The organism is Rhizobium bangladeshense (assembly GCF_017357245.1).
GTDB classification, from domain to species: Bacteria; Pseudomonadota; Alphaproteobacteria; order Rhizobiales; family Rhizobiaceae; genus Rhizobium; species Rhizobium bangladeshense.
This window is the reverse complement of sequence record NZ_CP071612.1, coordinates 4,301,996-4,319,388: the sequence shown is the minus strand read 5'-3', so window position 1 is coordinate 4,319,388 and position 17,393 is coordinate 4,301,996. Positions and strand designations below refer to the sequence as shown.

Here is a 17,393-nt window from a genome sequence, read left to right as displayed (position 1 = left end):
GACTCTTCCTCAGCTCTCTGGAATCCATAAGAACATAACAGGAACAAGACGGACGGAGTAAACGCCATGGCGCAGAACGCCTTGGCGCGCGAGCGGCTTTTTGCGCTCCGCGAAACCATCGCCAAGCTGGAAGGAAAACCTGCGCCGGCACTTGCGGCAGCGGAGCGGGAAGCCCTGGCTTCGGGGAGGACCGGGCGGCAGGATGCGGAACGGAATGGGCGCGGACAGCGCCTGCCGTTCGGCGTGACACCGCTCGACGAAGCGATGGAAGGCGGGCTGCCGCTCGATGCGATAACGGAAATCCGTTCCACGCTTTTGCGGGATGCGGGAGCCGCCTGTGGGTTCGCACTTGCGGCCGCAGCGCTGCTGCAGCGGGTGGAGGAGGAGGCGAGCGACTGTTCGCCAATACTCTGGATCGGCGATACGGTCTCGACGATGGAGGCTGGCCTTCCCTATGCGGTAGGTCTGCAGGATTTCGGCTTGCGGCCCGAGCGTTTCCTGCAGGCTTTGCCGCGCAAGCTCGATGAGGCGCTCTGGCTTGCGGAAACCGCGGTGGAAAGCGGTGCCTTTTCGGTCGTCATCCTGGAGATCAGGGGCAATCCTGTACATTTCGGTCTGACCGAGAGCCGGCGGCTCGGTCTTCGCGCCAAGGCGGCCGGCCGGCCTCTCTTCCTGCTTCGGCAGGCGGGAGAGGAGGAGGCAAGCAGCGCCGTCTTCCGGCTGCTTGCCCAGCCCGCACCGTCCGGCATGCGGGCTCTGTCAGATGGATCGAGGCTTGCCGGCAGCATCGGCAATCCGGTTTTTCGTCTCAGCCTGGAGAAGAGCCGTAACCCGGCTCCGCTCTCCCTTCTTCTGGAGTGGAACCCTCATGAACGTCAGTTTTTCCCCATCGGCGAACCAAGGCACGCTCTTACTCCAGACGAACGGTCAGCGTATCCTGGCGCTCAGCTTTCCGCATCTTCCGACGGACAGGATCGCCCGCAGAAAATGGGGCCTTTCCTGGCGTTTGAAAGGGCGTCCTGAGGCTGCGCCGATCGTCTGCGCCGGAAAGCACGAGAATGCCATGCGGCTGACGGCGCTGGACGAGGCCGCGGAAGCGCTTGGCCTGAAGAAGGGTCAAGGCGTCGCGGAAGCGCGCGCCATGCACCCGAAGATCGATATCGTCGAGGAGGATCCGGCCGCCGACGCGCGGTTGCTCGAAGCCATCGCCGACTGGTGCGACCGCTATACGCCGCTGGTGGCGATCGACGGACGAGACGGGCTGTTTCTCGATATTAGCGGATGCGCCCATCTTTTCGGCGGCGAGAGAGCGCTGCTGAATGATATTCTCCTCAGGCTCTTCCATATGGGGCTCGACGTCCAGGGTTCGATCTCCTCTTCGCCCGGCCTTTCCTCGGCCGTCGCCCGTTTCGGCAATGGCGGCGTCATCGAAGACGAGGAAATGGAAGATGTGCTGGCGCCGCTGCCGGTCGCCGCGCTTCGGCTGAACGAAGAAACCGTGGCATCGCTGAAGAAGCTCGGGCTCAAATATATCGGCGATGTCATGAACGCGCCGCGGGCGCCGCTGACCCGCCGTTTTGGAGCAAGCTTGCTTTTGCGGCTCGATCAGGCGCTCGGACATGACGAGGAACCGGTTTCGCCGCGCCTGCCGGTTGCGAGCCTTTCGGCCGAGCGGCGGCTGGCCGAACCGATCGGCACCGAAGAGGATATTCTCGCCCTTGCCGGCCAGATCGCCATGTCGCTGAAACCCTCCCTGGAAGCCCGCGGCGCCGGCGGCCGCGTCTTCGAACTCGTGCTGTTTCGGGTCGATGGCCGGGTTTTCCGGATTTCTGTCGGCGCTTCACGGCCGCTCAGGGAGCCGAAGCGGATCGCGGATCTTTTTTCCCAGCGTCTGCAGGCAATCCATGACGATCTCGATGCCGGATACGGTTTCGAGATCCTGCGGCTGAATGTCGTGCGCCATGAGCCCTTCGAGGACACGCAGGGCGATTTCGATGGCGGCCGGCAAAGAGAGATCTCGCTTGCAGCTTTCATCGACCGCGTCTCGGCGCGCCTTGGCGCGGACTGTCTTCAAAGCTTTCAGCTCCGCGAAAGCCATGTGCCGGAGCGTGCGGTTATCGCATGCCCACTCATGGAGAATTTTCCGCCGCAGCGCAGGAGCGGGGAAAGTCGTCTTTTCCCCGCTCGGAGCGAGCGGCCCCTGAGGCTTTTTGCCAAGCCGGAACCGGTGGAGGCTTTGCTTGCCGAAGTCCCGGAGGGGCCGCCGCAAAGTTTTCGGTGGCGCCGCATTCAGCATCAGGTTCAGCGCAGCGAAGGCCCGGAACGGCTTGCCATGGAGTGGTGGATCGATGGCGCCGACGCCAAAACGCGTGACTATTTCCGTGTCGAAGACAATTCCGGGCATCGTTTCTGGATTTACCGCGAAGGCTTTTACGGTGAAGAGCCGCCGCCGCGCTGGTTCATGCATGGGATTTTCGCATGAGCGCGGCACCTGCATTTTTCGAGATCGGCGCCCGCACCAATTTCTCCTTTCTGGAGGGTGCCTCGAAGCCTGAGGAAATGGTGGTGCAGGCCGCCGCACTGAAACTTTCCGGTCTTGGAATCGCCGATCGGAACTCAGTTGCCGGCGTCGTCAGGGCGCATGCGCAGGCGCAGGAGATCGAAGAGAAATTCAGAAGAAGGTACGAGAAGAATCTCGATGACAGAGAGGAGGAGAAGGTTCTCGACCCAATTCGGATTCAGCCGGGCGCCCGCCTCGTCTTTTCGGATGGAACGCCTGATATCCTTGCCTATCCTGAGAACAGGCGAGGGTGGGCGCATCTCTGCCGTTTGCTGAGTGCGGGAAATCTGAGAGCAGAAAAGGGATCCTGCCTGCTTTACGAGGCGGATATCATGGAATGGGGAGACGAGATGATGCTCGCCCTTGTTCCCAGCCAGGCCGCGGCCATAGGATTTGCGGCCCAACAGGAATTGGAAGCCTGTCTCGCACGTTTCCGGAACCGTTTCGGCAAGGCGTTTCACGTGGCGCTGGCGCCTGCCTATGATGGCCGCGACAGGCAGGTTTTCGCAGCACTTTCCGTGATCGCCGCCCGCTACCGCATTCCTGTCATCGCGACCAATCAGCCGCTCTATCACCATACGGATCGCCGTCCCCTTTCCGATATTGTCATCTCGATCCGCGAGCATGTGCCGATTGCCGAGGCAGGTTTTCTTCTTGCTCCGAATGCCGAGCGTTATCTCAAGGGCCAACGTGAAATGTCCCGGCTCTTTCGGGACTATCCGGAGGCGATTGCCAATACCGGGACATTTTTCGGCAGACTTTCGTTTTCGCTCGATGAGTTGAAACACAATTATCCGCCGGAAAACGATCCTGGCGAGACACCTTATGAAACCCTCGAACGTTTGACGAGGGAGGGGGCTAAGAAGCGCTATCCGGATGGCGTTCCTTCTGAAATCCAGACCCAGATCGACTATGAACTCAATCTCATTCGGGAGAAGAAATACGAGCCTTATTTCCTGACGGTCCATAAGCTCATCCAGCATGCACGCTATGAATTGAAGATCCTGTGCCAGGGCCGCGGTTCTGCCGCCAATTCAGTCATCTGCTATTGCCTCGAGATCACGGAAGTCGATCCGACCAAAAGCACGTTGCTTTTCGACCGCTTCATTTCGATGGATCGCGACGAGCCGCCTGACATCGATGTGGATTTCGAGCATGACCGGCGCGAAGAAGTCATCCAGTACATCTACAGAAAGTATACCAGGGAGCATGCCGGGCTGACGGCCGGTGTCACCACCTATCGCACCCGTTCCGCCGGCCGCGAGGTCTCCAAGGCCTTCGGGCTTTCAGAGGACGTCCAGTCGGCGATCAGCAGCCTGGTCTGGGGCTGGTCGGAGGATAATCTGTCGGAGCGTGATGCCAAGGCGGCGGGGCTCGAGATTTCGGATCCGGTGACATCAAACGTTCTGCGCTATGCGTCCGAGCTTCTCGGATTTCCGCGTCATTTGACCCAGCATGTCGGCGGCTTCGTCATCACACGGGACCGGCTCGATGAAGTCGTGCCGATCATGAAGACGGCGATGCCGGACCGCTACATGATCGAATGGGACAAGGACGATCTCGACAACGTCAAGATCCTGAAGGTTGACGTTCTGGCTCTCGGAATGCTGACCTGCCTCAGAAAGGCTTTTTCACTGCTCGAACTGCATTATGACGTGAAGAAGACCCTTGCCGATCTCGGCAACAGGGAACACGGAGACGAGGGCGTACCGGTTTATGACATGATGTGCCGGGCCGACACGCTGGGCGTCTTTCAGATCGAAAGCAGGGCGCAGATGAGCATGCTGCCCCGGCTGAAGCCGCGACGATTCTACGATCTCGTGATCGAAGTGGCGATCGTCCGTCCGGGACCTATTCAGGGCAATATGGTTCATCCCTACCTGACCCGGAGGGAGCAGTCGCATTCTCCCGGCTTCAAGATCGACTATCCGAAAGACGAGATGATCCCGATCCTCAAGCGGACGCTCGGCGTGCCCCTGTTTCAGGAACAGGCGATGCAGATCGCGATCACGGCGGCGGGATTCTCACCTGCCAAGGCCGACCGCCTGCGCCGCTCGATGGCGACCTTCAAGCGGTTGGGAAAGGTCAATGAGTTCAAGGACGATCTGATCAATGGCATGACCAGCAGAGGCTATCCGAGGGATTTCGCCGAACGCTGCTTCAGCCAGATCGAAGGCTTCGGCGAATATGGCTTTCCAGAGAGCCACGCGGCTTCCTTCGCGCTGCTGGTCTATGCCTCGTCCTGGATCAAGGCCTATTATCCCGACGTCTTTTGCGCTGCCATGCTCAATTCGCAGCCGATGGGCTTTTACGCACCGGCGCAGCTCGTTCGGGACGCCAGGGAACACGGGGTCGAAATCCGGCCTGTCGACGTCAATAGATCCAATTGGGATTGCCATCTCGAAGAGGCGGTGTTCGACAGAAATGCCGTCGACAGGCGGCATGCCGATATGCGGGACATCATCAAGGCAAAGCGAGCCGTCCGCCTCGGCTTTCGGCAGGTCAAGGGTCTGTCCGAGAAAGCGCTGGAGAGCCTTCTCGCCAATAGAGGCGATGGTTATGGCTCGGTTCGCGATCTCTGGCTGCGGTCCGGCCTCGACAGAGGCGATATCGAAAGGCTGGCGGATGCCGATGCCTTCGGCTCGATCGGCCTGTCGAGACGTGAGGCGCTTTGGGCGGCAAGAGCCCTTGATACGAAATACGCTCCTGAAAAATTGCCCCTGTTCGACCGGGTGAACCATATCGATCTGCAGGTCGAACCGAAGGCCAGCCTGCCTGACATGCCGCCGGGCGAGCAGGTGATCGAGGACTATCGTTATCTGTCATTATCGCTGAAGGCGCATCCGGTGTCCTTCCTGCGGGAAGAATTCCGGAAGATCGGCATCACGCGCAATGTCGATCTCCTGACGGTGCCGAACGGAAAGAGGGTGACAATTGCCGGTCTGGTGCTGGTACGCCAGCGCCCGGGTTCGGCCAAGGGCGTCATCTTCATGACGCTGGAGGATGAGACCGGCGTTGCCAATGCAATCGTCTGGAGCAAGATATTTGACAAATACCGGGCGGTCGTCATGGGCGCCCGGCTCGTGAAAATCCGTGGCAGGCTGCAAAGCCATAGCGGCGTAATCCATACGGTCGTCGAGCATATCGAGGATATGACGCCGGCTCTTGGCATCCTGCAACGCGAGGCCCGACGTTTCGGGGCCTGCGAGCGCGCCGACGAGGTGCTGAGACCAGGGGTCGACGCACGGCAGAGAAGGCTTGCGAATGCGCCGGAGAGGGCGGAATTGGAAAGGCGGGCGAGTGTCACAGGCCGCCATGCCGGTGCGGAGGAAACCGCCGAGGTCATGCCGCGCGGGCGGAACTTTCATTGAGCGGCCGGATCGACCGGGGCATGCGCTCATCCTGTGATCGCCGTACAATTCCACTCGATTTGCAACAGGCCTCGCGCATCGATTCCAATCGATGCGTCGGATTCGAATTTTTTCTTGACAGCCACCATCTTCTTTAGCAGAAAACACGATAGTCAGTGTCATGTTTGGAAATGAAGACGTGCTTGTCTGCAGCTGCAATTACATAACCGACAAGGAAATCCGGGAGGTTATCACCAGCCTTCTCGATGAAGACTGCTGGCAGCTTATCGTGCCTGCGAAGGTCTATCACGCCATGGAAAAACGCGGCCGTTGCTGCGGCTGCTTCCCCAACGTGGTCGACATCATCATCCAGACGACTGAGGAATATCACGCCCGTCGCCACTCGACGGAAGCCGAAATATTTGATTTCATGTCACGCTTGAAGCAATTCCATGAGGAAAACAGGAGAGCGGACATTGAAAGGCGACAAAAAGGTCATCGAGCGGCTTAACGAGGCACTGTTCCTCGAACTCGGTGCGGTCAACCAATATTGGGTTCACTATCGTCTTCTCGAGGACTGGGGCTACACCAAGCTCGCCAAGAAGGAACGCGCCGAATCCATCGAAGAGATGCACCACGCCGACCGGCTCGTTGCACGCATCATCTTCCTCGAAGGCCATCCCAATCTGCAGACGCTCGCACCGCTGCGCATCGGCCAGAACGTCAAGGAAGTCCTGGAAGCCGATCTCGCCGGCGAGTACGACGCCCGCACGGCCTACAAGAAGTCGCGCGATATCTGTCATGAGGCCGGCGATTACGTTTCCATGAAGCTTTTCGAAGAGTTGCTGATGGATGAGGAAGGCCATATCGACTTCCTTGAAACCCAGCTCGATCTGCTCGAGAAAATCGGCGAAAGCAAATACGGCCAGCTCAACGCCGATTCCGCCAACGAAGCCGAATGAATTCCTAAGCAATATCGGCCGTCTCTGACGGCCGGTACTCCCGATCTGAGGTTGTCGGAGACGATCCAGCTGCCAGGCATTCGAATGCACCAGCCATGCCTTCCTCCTGCTCCAAGCCCAAACGCGGTCGCCCTGCCGCAATCAGTCTTCCGATTGAAGCGTTGCCAGGTGCTGAAATTCGGCGACCACCTGGTCGTAGACGGCGCGCTTGAAGGGCACGATCAATCCCGGCAGTTCCTGCATCGGCTTCCACTCCCAGGCATCGAATTCCGGCTCGTGGCCGCCAGGCGGCGGGTTGATGGCAATCTCGCCTTCTTCGCCTTCGAAGCGGAAGGCGAACCAGCGTTGCGTCTGGCCGCGGAATTTTCCCTTCAGCCCGATGCCGATCAGTGCCGGCGGCAGGTCGTAATTGATCCAGTTCCGCGCTTCGGCGAGCAGGGTCACCGTCTTGATGCCGGTCTCCTCGTAAAGCTCGCGATAGGCGGCATCCAGGGGATCCTCGCCTCTGTCGATGCCTCCCTGGGGCATTTGCCAGAGCTGCGGTGAGCCGTCATATTCGGAATTGCCGTCGGGAATGCGTCGCCCGGCCCAGACCAGACCATCGCGGTTCAGGATCATCACGCCGACGCATGGGCGATAGGGCAGATCCTCGGCTTTCACGGTCGCCTGGCTCATCTTCTTCTCCATTCAGGACATCATCTCAGGGGTTTTTAGGATCGTTGGACAACGCCGCGACACCGACGATTTCGATCCCGCGCATCGACGCCTCCTCGCTCCACTTCGCAATGGCGTCGATGCTTTCGTCAAAAGCCGAAGCGATACCAATCGCCTGGCCGTTCTTGCGAGCGACGCGCTCGAGTTCGTCGAGTTTTTTCAAGATGGCGTTGACATCGAGCTGGCCGTCAAGCTGCAGATCGGCAATCGCATAGGGTAGCTCGGTTCCCTTGGCGACCGCCGCCGTTTTCGACTGGGCCGAAGTCCCATCGTCGAGGAAGAGCAGGCCGCGCTTGCGGATGTCGCGCATGACAGGCTCCATGGCGGCGGGGTCGGAGAGGAAACGGCCACCGAGATAGTTCATGATGCCGGTATAGTTGGTGATCTCGCCCATCGCCTTGTGCAAGTTCTCGATATTGCGGGCGACCGGTTTGCTTGTCAGCAGGGTTTCCGGGCCCGGATCATTGGCCGGGTAATCAAACGGCTCAAGCGGCACCTGCAGGAGAATCTCGTGGCCGCCGCGGCGGGCTTCCTGCATCCAGCGCTGCAGACTGTTGCCGCTCGCGGCAAAGGCGAGGGTGATTTCCTCCGGCAGTTCGGCGATGGCGCGCTGCGTTCCCGTCTGGCTGAGCCCAAGGCCGCTGACCACGATGGCGATGCGGATGCCGCGCGCTTGGGATGAAGGACGGGCATATTGGTCCATCGGCCGCCGACCGTCCGGGCCGACGATCGGCAGCCTGCCAAGCGCGGTCTCTTCGAGCAAGGCTTCATTGGGTTGAGCTGCCAGGCGCGGATCCTGGCCGATCTGCATGGCATCGACCAGCACCGGCCCGCTGCCGTCGCGCGGGCGGGGACTGTATTTGGTGACGACGGAGCCATCTCCGGTGACCGTCTGCTCGACATTGGCGCCCGAGCGTGGGTCGGCGCGAGGAATGCCGTTCGCCGCCTGATTGGCAGCGGTCGTCGGTGGCGTACCGGACTGTTCATTTGCTGCCTGTTCGGCCGCAGGCGGCCTGGCGCGCTCAAGCCCATCGCCACGAAAGGCGGTATAAATAGAAAAGCCGCCTATCGCGAAGAGGCACAGGCTGGCGGCGATGCGGCCGACGCGCAGCACACCCGGACGCCGGCTGCCGGTTTTGCGGTTGCGCCCCAAAGGCGCATGCAGGTCCGTTCCCAATTTTCTCGCCCGCTCCAAAACCGGGAAACAGCAGAAAGGGTCAAGGCCGGGCGAGTGCCCGGCCTTGCGATCATCGATTACTTGGCGACGACGGCCTTATCCGGGTTCGGCGGGAAGGCTGGATCGTTCTTCTTGCCGCGCAGAAGGTCGAGCGCATAGTTCAGCTGAACGTCATCCTTCGGGTCCGGCGGCACATAGGCAACGGAGCCCGAACCCTCGTCAGTTTCGCTCTGGCCCTTGATGTGGCCGCGCAGGCTGGATTCGCCCTCGGTCACCATCTTGCCCTGCAGTTCCTCCGGCAGCGGCTCCTCTACCTTGATGTCGGGCGTAATGCCGGTGCCCTGGATCGAGCGACCGGACGGCGTGTAATAGAGCGCCGTGGTCAGGCGCAGCGCGCCGTTTTCGCCGAGCGGAATGATCGTCTGGACCGAACCCTTGCCGAAGGAACGGGTTCCGAGAATGGTGGCGCGGCGCAGATCCTGAAGGGCGCCGGCGACAATTTCCGATGCGGACGCGGAACCGCCGTTGATCAGGACGATGACCGGCTTGCCATCGGTCAGGTCGCCCGGGCCGGCATTGAAGCGGCGGGTTTCATCCGGATTGCGGCCGCGCGTCGAAACGACCTCGCCGCGCTGCAACAGGGCGTCGGAGACGTTAATCGCCTGGTCGAGCAGGCCGCCCGGATTGAGGCGCAGGTCGAGGACATAACCCTTCAGCTTGTCGGCCGGAACGGCGTCCTTGATCTTCTTGATCGCCTTTTCCATGTCGGGATAGGTCTTTTCGGTGAAGGAGATGATGCGGAGGTAACCGACATCGTCCTCGACGCGCGACTTGACTGCCTGGACGGCGACGACGTCACGGACGATCGTCAGCTCGATCGGCTTGTCGGCGCCCTTGCGGATCAGTGTCAGCTTAATCGGCGTGTTGACGGCGCCGCGCATCTTTTCGACAGCGTCTTCCAGCTTCAGGCCACGAACGGACTGCCCGTCAATCTCGGAGATGTAATCGCCGGCGAGAACGCCGGCCTTGGCGGCGGGCGTGTCATCGATCGGGGTGATGACCTTGACCAGCTCGTCTTCCATGGTGACTTCGATGCCGAGGCCGCCGAACTCACCCTTCGTCTGGGTGCGCATGTCTTCGGCGTCCTTCGCATTCATATAGCTCGAATGCGGGTCGAGCGAGGACAGCATGCCGTTAATGGCGTTCTCGATCAGCTTGTCTTCGGCCGGCGGTGTGACGTATTGCGCGCGCACGCGTTCGAAAACGTCGCCAAATACCGACAGCTCCTTGTATGTGGAGGATCCGGCTGCTTCTGCAGGCACACCTGCCGAGTAGATGACGCTCATCGCGGTCGCACCCATCAATGCGCCGACCAGAACAAGAGAAGCCCTACGAATCATTGCGTGCCTTTCCAGTGTCCTTGGCGGTCCACCACGGTCGGGAATCGACCGGTTTACCGTCTTTTCGAAATTCAATGTAAAGCGTTGGCCGGTCCGTTTCCAGCGCCAATGCGGTTGCGCTTGCCACTCTTTTCGCTCCCATCACGGCGAGCGGCTCGCCGGAGAAAACGAATTTTCCCTGACGAGTATTGATCGTATCCATTCCCGAGAGAACCAGGTGATATCCGTCGCCCACGTCGAGAATGATCATCTGACCGTAGCTGCGGAAAGCACCGGCGAAAACCACCAGGCCATCTGCCGGCGCAGTCACCACCGTCTCCGGGTTGGCGGCGACCGTCATTCCCATGGCTTCGTGCCCGGTGCCATCGGCATCGCCGAACTGGCGCAGGATATCGCCTGCCACGGGCAGTTCCAATTTCGCCCTCAATTCTGCGAAGGGATATGCGGGCGCAATGCGGTTTTTATCGGGCACGCCGCTCTCGGCCAGCGCCTTCGCCTGAGCCCGTTGCTCGTCCGTCAGGAGCTTGCGGTTCTCCTCGGCCTGGCGGGCGGCGGCGGCCGCTTCCCGTACTGAAGCGATCTCGGATTCCATAGAGGCGACAAGGCCTTCCAGGCTGGTCGCCTTGCCTGCCAGTTCCTCCGACCGCTTCCTCTCGGCCTCCAGTTCGGCGGCGTTGCTGCGGCTGAGTTTGTCGTTTTCGGCGAGCAACAGGTCCATGCGCCGCTCTTCCTCGATGCCGTCAGCCATCGTCGCCGTGAGCGCAGTCTTCTCGGCGGCGCTTGCCGTCTGCAGTGCCGCCAGGCTTGCGAGATCGGCGACGAGCTTGTCGGTCTCCTTGCGCATGCCGGGCACGACGGCACCGAGAAGAATGGCGCTGCGCACGGAAGCAAGCGCGTCGTCAGGCGTGACGAGCAAAGCCGGCGGTGGATTGCGGCCCATGCGCTGGAGCGCCGCCAGCACTTCCGCCAGCAGACCGCGGCGCTCATGCAGGGAACGGCGGATGCCATCCTCCTTGACGCCGAGATCGGCAAGCTTCTTCTCGCTCTCGAGGATCTGCGTTTCCAGCCCCTTGCGGCGGGCGGCGGAATCGATCAGCGCCTGGCGAATGCTCTGCGTGTTCTTTTCCAGATTGCTGATGCTTTGCTGGAGTTCGCTCACCTTGTCCGAGGAGAGGCTGATTGTCTTCGACAGGGTTTCTAGCTCGGCGCGGGTCTGATCCCGTTTGGCGGCGAGTTCGGCGGCCGGATCGGGCGGCGGCGGCTCGGCCGCCGGCGCGTTAAAAGATTGCGCCGCCTCCGGAGCGGCATCCTGGGCCTGTACTGAAAACGGGCTTGTCGACACGAGGGTGACCGCAACACCGAAACCGGCCGCAAGTGCCGGCAGGATCACGCGGTGTCGCCTGGTTGGAGTCGTCGTCATGCTTGTCCGGGCACTCTCTCAAATCGCGCGGAGACTAAGCTGATTTGGCATGCTTTGCCAGGAAGTTTGCAGGAGAATGGCTGCCTGAGCAAAACACGGCTGCGTGACAATGCGACGCATATTGCCAAAGGCATGGGCGGAAACGGAATGGTCAGACGCGATGATAGGGGTGGCCGGAGAGGATGGTGACGGCGCGGTAGAGCTGCTCGGCGATCAGCGTGCGCACGAGCTGGTGCGGCCAGGTCATCTTGCCCAGGCAAAGCGTGGCGTCGGCCCGGTCGTAAAGGGCGGGATCAAGGCCGTCGGCTCCGCCGATTGCGATCGTCAGCTCGCGCTTGCCCTGGTCACGATAGCTGGCAAGCAGGTTTGCGAAGGCTTCGCTGTCGAGCGCTTTGCCGCGTTCGTCGAGAAGAATGAGAATGCTGCCCTCGGTAAGCAATTTCAAAAGCATCGCCGCTTCCTCGCGCTTGCGGGTCTCCGCATTGGATGCGCGGCTTTCGCCAACTTCGGCAACACGGGTGAATTCGAGGCCGACGGCGGAGCCGGCCTTGGCAAAGCGGTCCAGGTAACGGGCCACAAGATCCTTTTCAGGGCCGGACTTCAGCCGTCCCACCGCAAAAAGGCCAATTCGCATTCCCCGCTCCTGCTCATGACGGCATTTCAGGCACACGATGCGCCACGGCCGGCTTCTCATCTTTTCCGGCCAGTCAAATGCCGCGACTCAGGCGCCGGACGATGCCGGTTCGCCGGTCAATGCCGTGTTTCTTCATCCATATCCGGAGCCGCCCACATCTTTTCGATGTTGTAGAACTCGCGGATTTCAGGGCGGAACACATGCACGATAATGTCACCGGTGTCGATCAGGATCCAGTCGCCGCCTTCCTGACCTTCGACGCGGGCCGTACCGAAGCCTTCGTCCTTGAGATCGGTGAGCAGGTGATCTGCGATCGCCAGGACATGCCTGTTCGAGCGGCCGGAGACGACGACCATGTAGTCTCCAAGCGCCGATTTTCCGGCAATGTCGATGGTGACGATATCTTCAGCTTTGGAGTCCTCAAGGCTGGTGAGGACGGCTTCTAAAGCGCGGGCAGCGGCATCGGCGCCACGTTCCGCACTCTTCGGGATAACGGCGAGCGTTTTTCCCTTGGCGTGTACTGTTGTCAGTTTTTTCCCTTTCCTGGAATGACAAACCATGCACAACACGAGATCCGATCGAGACCGGATCATGGTTAAGATAGGCATCAAACCATCAATGTTTCAAGACGTGCTAAGGTACAGAGCGGCCGAAAATCCGATCTGCCGTCCGAATTGAAGAATATTGCTGCCCAGGCTGCTTGTGCGGTCGGTGTACAGTTTCCGTGCCGCGGCGTAAAGTGCGGCAAATTCCTCGATTTCTCGATTCGATGACCGACCCAGCCGCAAAAACACCTGTTCCCGTCCTGCGAATCAGCTTTCCGAATGAGCATCGTCTCGGTCACGGCAAGATGGAGTTGCTGGAGCATATCCGCGTGACCGGATCGATCTCGGCGGCCGGGCGGGCGATGGACATGTCCTATCGCCGCGCATGGCTGCTCGTCAGCGAGATGAACCGGATGTTCCGCGAACAGGTGGTGGAGCCGCAACGCGGCGGCCAGAAGGGCGGCGGCGCGGCGCTGACGCCCTTCGGCGAAGAATTGCTCACGCGCTTTCGTCGGATGGAAAGAACCCTGCGCGCAAGTCTTGCCGAGGATCTCACCTGGCTCGAAGACAAGTGCAAATAGCCTACCGACCTGACGCGGCCGACTGATCAGGTCTCCAGAGCAACCGTCTTGACGATGGCGAAGACGGTTTTGCCCGGCTGGAGATCGAGGCGTTCGCAGGAAAGCGCGGTGATGCGCGAGAGAATGGCGAAGCCGCCGCAGTCGAGCCGGATTTCGACCGTCCCGTCCTCATCCGACGAGATCTGTTCGATCCTGCCGTCGAGAATGTTCAGCGCACTGAGGCCCTCCGGTCTTGCGGTCGCCAGCATGACGTCGCGCGAGGGGATGCGGATGCGGACCGGCTTGCCCGGCGCAAGCGCCGCACCGGGAACATGCAGCCGACAGGATTTCAGGGCGACGATCGACAGATTGTGATGCGCGTCGGAGCTTTCGACGACGCCCTGCAGCAGCGCGCCCGCCTCCCGCCGGTCGGCAGTCGCCGAGGAGCGGCTCAAAATGTCGACGGCCGGGCCAGCTGCCTCCACCCTGCCGTCGCGCATGACGATCACTTGGTTTGCGAGCCGCGCCACCTCAGCGATCGAATGGCTGACATAGACGATCGGGATTTCGGTCTCATCGCGCAACCGCTCAAGATAGGGCAGGATCTCGGCCTTGCGCGCCTCGTCGAGGGCAGCAAGCGGCTCGTCCATCAAGAGCAGGCGGGGCGAGGAGAGGAGGGCGCGACCGATCGCGACGCGCTGTTTTTCGCCACCGGAAAGTCTTGCGGGGCTGCGTTCCAACAGCGTTTCGATGCCCAGCAGCTCTACGATGCGATCGAGGCTCTCCCCGCGCGCAGCCCTCGGTGCGAACCAGCGACCGTAGGAAAGATTGGCGCGGACGCTCAAATGCGGGAACAGCCGTGCCTCTTGAAAGACGTAACCGAAACGGCGGCGGTGTTTCGGGACGAAGATGCCGGCTGCCGTGTCGGTGAGCCGTTCGCCGTCAAGGGCGACGAGCGCCTCATCCGGACGCGCGAGACCCGCGATGATGCGGATCAGCGAGGTCTTGCCGGAGCCGGAGCGGCCGAACAATGCGGTGACACCGCCTTCGGAGGTGAAAGCGGCGTCGAGCGAGAAGGCGCCGAGCCTTTGTCTTGCCTCGACGATCAGCGTCATTCCGGATCGATCCTCCGGCCGGCGAGACGAGCGAGGAATTCGGAGGCGAGCAGGGCGGCCATGGAAATGACGACGGCGACTAGCGTCAGCCGAAGCGCGCCGGCATCACCGCCCGGCAGTTGAGTGAAGGTATAGATCGCTGCGGGCAGCGTCTGCGTCTCGCCCGGAATGTTGGAGACGAAGGTGATGGTCGCGCCGAACTCCCCCATCGCCTTGGCGAAGGAAAGGATCATCCCGGTGATAATGCCTGGCAGGGTCAGCGGCAGAGTAATTGTCAGGAAAACCCAGGCAGGACTGGCACCGAGGGTTCCGGCCGCCTCTTCCAGCTTGCGGTCGACCGCCTCGATCGACAGGCGGATGCTGCGCACCATCAGCGGAAAGGCCATGACGGCGCAGGCGAGAGCCGCGCCAGTCCAGCGGAAGGAAAAGACGATGCCGAAATGCTGGTCAAGCAGGCTGCCGATCGGGCCGCGACGGCCGAAGAGGATGAGAAGAAGGAAACCCGTGACGACGGGAGGCAGGATCAGCGGCAGGTGAACGGCGCCGTTCAGCACCGACTTGCCCCAGAAGCGGCCGCGGGCCAGCAGCAGGGCAAGGAGAATGCCGAAGGGCAGGCTCGCCAGCATGGCGACGATCGAAACGCGCAGGCTGAGCAGGATCGCCGTCCATTCCTCATTGCTCAGACCCAGTGTATCCAATCGAAACCGTCTCCCTGAAAATCGAAGTCGCCGAAGCAAGCCTCAGTTTGATGACGAGCCTGCGGTGTCACCCAACGCCCCTCATCCGCCTGCCGGCACCTCCCCCGCGTGAGGGGAGAAGAGATTTACCGCACCGTCTTCCTCAAACTCAACGCTGCGTTTGCCACGCCCGAGTTACGGGGGTTAGGGTGAGGGGCAGCCGCGGCCTGATGCCTGACACCTGCTGTACATCAACCGATTGCCGATGCTCGGGACAAGCCCCGAGTATGACGAAAGTAATTGGTCAATTTTGTCAGGAGCCTCGACTGACGCTAGGCTGCCGCCCCTGATTCCGCAACCATCTCAATCCTTCAATCACTTCAAAACAATAAAACCCTGGGCAGCGAAGAAGGCGGCACCCTTTTCGGACTTCAGGAAGTCGAGATAGGCTGATGCATCCGGATTCGTGCTCTCGGCAAGAATTGCGATCGGATAAATGATCGGCGGGTGGGACTCGGCCGGGAACGTGCCGACGATCGCGACACCCTTATCGGCTGCCGCGTCGGTCTGGTAGACGATGCCGTAAGGCGCTTCTCCACGGGAGACGAGGGCGAGGGCGGCGCGCACGCTTTCGGCGCCGGCCACCTTTGATTCAACCGATGTCCAGACGCCGAGCTTTTCCAGCGCGGCCATGCCGTATTTGCCTGCCGGAACCGATTTCGGCTCACCCATGGCAAGCCTGCCGTCACCGAGCAAGCCGGCGAGATCGAAACCATCCTTGATCTCAACCGGCTTTGCCCTGTCCTTTTCGGCAACGAGCACGATCCGGTTACCGAGCAGGTCCGAACGGGTGCCGGCTTTGATCAGCTTCTTCTCCGCGAGATAATCCATCCAATCGCCATCGGCCGAAATGAAGATATCAGCCGGGGCGGCGTTTTCGATCTGCTTGGCAAGCGCCCCGCTCGCCGCATAGGAGGCGACGGCTTCCTTGCCGCTCTCCTTGGCCCAGGCGGCACTGGCGGGGTCGAGCGCATTCTTGAGGCTCGCGGCGGCAAAGACGGTCAGTTTTTCAGCGGCTGCGGCCGACGCCGGCAGCGCTGCCGCGCCTAACCAGAGAGTCGTGATCGCGGCGGTTGCCAGTTTCATCCATTGGCAGCGGTTCTGCATGCCGTCACTCCCGGGATTCGAAATATCTCGAGGAATATAACGACGCTTCCAGTTTGGCTAGGGATATATCTAGGAAAATATAACCGTATCGATGGACAAGCGGCCCTACCTATTCATGAGGTGCATTGCTTTCTAAGAAGAAGATGTTCGCGGGGCTGCAATGAGCCGCGGACGGCGAGCGGTCAGGCAGAAGACCCGCAGGGGCAAAGACGCTGTTTTGCAGGACTTGCCGATTAAAGAGGCAGCATTCCAGGGGTAGTTACCCGCAGTATTGCATCGTCTGCATTGCTGCGTTGCACAAAATGATATTCACCTTCCCGCGGAATATGGTACAACACACCTATCGAAACGGCTTTCTCCTCCTCCCATAGCCGTTCGACAGGATCGGCAACACTCCTCCTCCCAGTTGTCGGTCGAGTTTATAAGCCCGACGGATCTCCTCCCCCGTCGGGCTTTCTCGTTTCCGGGATTTCTCTGAAAATCAGCTATCTGACCGTGCCCGGCAACGCGCCGTTGCGGATTGCCGTCGAGCTCAGGCCGGAGCGCGGCCCGTGGATGAAGGTCCAGGCCGGCGCTCGCTTCTTCCAGAGTACCCGCGCGTCGTCCTCGTCAATGCGGGCAAAATCGAAGGTCCTCGTCATTTTCGAAGAGAGGTAGGAGAGCGTTGCGCCCGGCCGGTCGATCACCGCGATTGGAAAGGTGCGGGCGATCTCCTGCCATTTCTGCCATTTGTGAAAGGTTTGCAGGCTGTCGGCGCCCATGATCCAGATGAAATGCACATGCGGATTGCGGGCCCTGACGCGGGCCAAAGTGTTGGCGGTAAAGCTGACGCCGAACGCCTGCTCGAAAGCAGTGACCTTGATGCGCGGATCGGCGGCGACACGCTCGCTTTCGGCAACGCGCTCGGCGAGAGGCGCGAGAAAATTGCGGCTTTTCAGCGGGTTGCCGGGAGTCACCATCCACCAGAGCTGGTCCAGGCCGAGCCGCTTGATGGCGATTTCGGCGACGAGCGCATGGCCCTCATGCGGCGGATTGAACGACCCGCCGAACAGGCCGACAATCATGCCGCGCTCGCTGTGCGGCATGCGGAGATAACGTCGGTCCAGCTTTTC

General features: G+C 61.0%; 15 protein-coding genes and 1 pseudogene. 6 read left to right on the top strand and 10 right to left on the bottom strand.

What is annotated here, in order from left to right; all coding sequences use genetic code 11:
• Nucleotides 1-66 precede the first annotated feature (66 nt).
• The 5 genes and pseudogenes from J2J98_RS30410 to bfr all read left to right on the top strand — a co-directional run bounded on the left by J2J98_RS30410 (nucleotide 67) and on the right by bfr (nucleotide 6,872).
• Entirely contained in the window at nucleotides 67-1,023 is a 957-nt protein-coding gene (locus J2J98_RS30410; RefSeq protein ID WP_064712474.1) for an ImuA family protein, read from the top strand.
• Nucleotides 1,024-1,063: 40 nt separating this feature from the next.
• Nucleotides 1,064-2,482 carry a Y-family DNA polymerase gene (locus tag J2J98_RS20770; RefSeq protein ID WP_064708124.1) on the top strand — a complete coding sequence of 473 codons (1,419 nt, stop codon included), beginning with the start codon at nucleotides 1,064-1,066 and terminating at the stop codon, nucleotides 2,480-2,482.
• Entirely contained in the window at nucleotides 2,479-5,931 is a 3,453-nt protein-coding gene (locus J2J98_RS20765; RefSeq protein WP_207601999.1) for an error-prone DNA polymerase, read from the top strand. The genes J2J98_RS20770 and J2J98_RS20765 overlap by 4 nt, the downstream gene beginning before the upstream one ends.
• Before the next feature lie 87 nt (nucleotides 5,932-6,018).
• A pseudogene (locus J2J98_RS20760) lies at nucleotides 6,019-6,421 on the top strand ((2Fe-2S)-binding protein).
• Complete coding sequence (gene bfr / locus J2J98_RS20755) at nucleotides 6,387-6,872, top strand: bacterioferritin (RefSeq protein WP_064696427.1); 486 nt, start codon at nucleotides 6,387-6,389, stop codon at nucleotides 6,870-6,872. The pseudogene J2J98_RS20760 and the gene bfr overlap by 35 nt, the downstream one beginning before the upstream one ends.
• Nucleotides 6,873-7,013: 141 nt before the next feature.
• Here the strand turns inward: bfr and J2J98_RS20750 are convergent, their stop codons facing one another.
• The 6 genes from J2J98_RS20750 to rsfS all read right to left on the bottom strand — a co-directional run bounded on the left by J2J98_RS20750 (nucleotide 7,014) and on the right by rsfS (nucleotide 12,777).
• Nucleotides 7,014-7,547 carry an RNA pyrophosphohydrolase gene (locus J2J98_RS20750; RefSeq protein ID WP_064708122.1) on the bottom strand — a complete coding sequence of 178 codons (534 nt, stop codon included), beginning with the start codon at nucleotides 7,545-7,547 and terminating at the stop codon, nucleotides 7,014-7,016.
• Nucleotides 7,548-7,572: 25 nt separating this feature from the next.
• Nucleotides 7,573-8,763, bottom strand: a complete 1,191-nt coding sequence (locus J2J98_RS20745) for a divergent polysaccharide deacetylase family protein (RefSeq protein WP_207601998.1) — start codon at nucleotides 8,761-8,763, stop codon at nucleotides 7,573-7,575.
• A 77-nt stretch (nucleotides 8,764-8,840) separates the two neighbouring features.
• A complete protein-coding gene (locus J2J98_RS20740; RefSeq protein ID WP_064712479.1) occupies nucleotides 8,841-10,163 on the bottom strand; it encodes a S41 family peptidase in 1,323 nt (440 codons plus the stop codon).
• Nucleotides 10,153-11,553: a murein hydrolase activator EnvC family protein gene (locus J2J98_RS20735; RefSeq protein ID WP_207603170.1), complete on the bottom strand. Its 1,401-nt coding sequence runs from the start codon at nucleotides 11,551-11,553 to the stop codon at nucleotides 10,153-10,155. The genes J2J98_RS20740 and J2J98_RS20735 overlap by 11 nt, the downstream gene beginning before the upstream one ends.
• A 181-nt stretch (nucleotides 11,554-11,734) precedes the next feature.
• Nucleotides 11,735-12,217: a 23S rRNA (pseudouridine(1915)-N(3))-methyltransferase RlmH gene (rlmH, locus tag J2J98_RS20730; protein WP_207601997.1), complete on the bottom strand. Its 483-nt coding sequence runs from the start codon at nucleotides 12,215-12,217 to the stop codon at nucleotides 11,735-11,737.
• A gap of 116 nt (nucleotides 12,218-12,333) precedes the next feature.
• Nucleotides 12,334-12,777: a ribosome silencing factor gene (rsfS, locus tag J2J98_RS20725; RefSeq protein ID WP_064708117.1), complete on the bottom strand. Its 444-nt coding sequence runs from the start codon at nucleotides 12,775-12,777 to the stop codon at nucleotides 12,334-12,336.
• Between the two features lie 209 nt (nucleotides 12,778-12,986).
• On the opposite strand from rsfS, the gene J2J98_RS20720 reads away from it, so the two are divergent.
• Complete coding sequence (locus J2J98_RS20720) at nucleotides 12,987-13,343, top strand: winged helix-turn-helix domain-containing protein (RefSeq protein ID WP_064712481.1); 357 nt, start codon at nucleotides 12,987-12,989, stop codon at nucleotides 13,341-13,343.
• 26 nt (nucleotides 13,344-13,369) lie between these two features.
• Here the strand turns inward: J2J98_RS20720 and modC are convergent, their stop codons facing one another.
• The 4 genes from modC to J2J98_RS20700 form a co-directional block, all read right to left on the bottom strand.
• The gene (modC, locus tag J2J98_RS20715) at nucleotides 13,370-14,437 is read right to left on the bottom strand and encodes a molybdenum ABC transporter ATP-binding protein (protein ID WP_207601996.1); all 1,068 of its coding nucleotides are present in this window, start codon (nucleotides 14,435-14,437) and stop codon (nucleotides 13,370-13,372) included.
• The gene (gene modB, locus J2J98_RS20710; protein ID WP_207601995.1) at nucleotides 14,434-15,135 is read right to left on the bottom strand and encodes a molybdate ABC transporter permease subunit; all 702 of its coding nucleotides are present in this window, start codon (nucleotides 15,133-15,135) and stop codon (nucleotides 14,434-14,436) included. The genes modC and modB overlap by 4 nt, the downstream gene beginning before the upstream one ends.
• Before the next feature lie 354 nt (nucleotides 15,136-15,489).
• Nucleotides 15,490-16,281 carry a molybdate ABC transporter substrate-binding protein gene (gene modA / locus J2J98_RS20705; protein ID WP_138396258.1) on the bottom strand — a complete coding sequence of 264 codons (792 nt, stop codon included), beginning with the start codon at nucleotides 16,279-16,281 and terminating at the stop codon, nucleotides 15,490-15,492.
• Between the two features lie 485 nt (nucleotides 16,282-16,766).
• A complete protein-coding gene (locus J2J98_RS20700; protein ID WP_246569430.1) occupies nucleotides 16,767-17,366 on the bottom strand; it encodes a nicotinate-nucleotide adenylyltransferase in 600 nt (199 codons plus the stop codon).
• Nucleotides 17,367-17,393 lie beyond the last annotated feature (27 nt).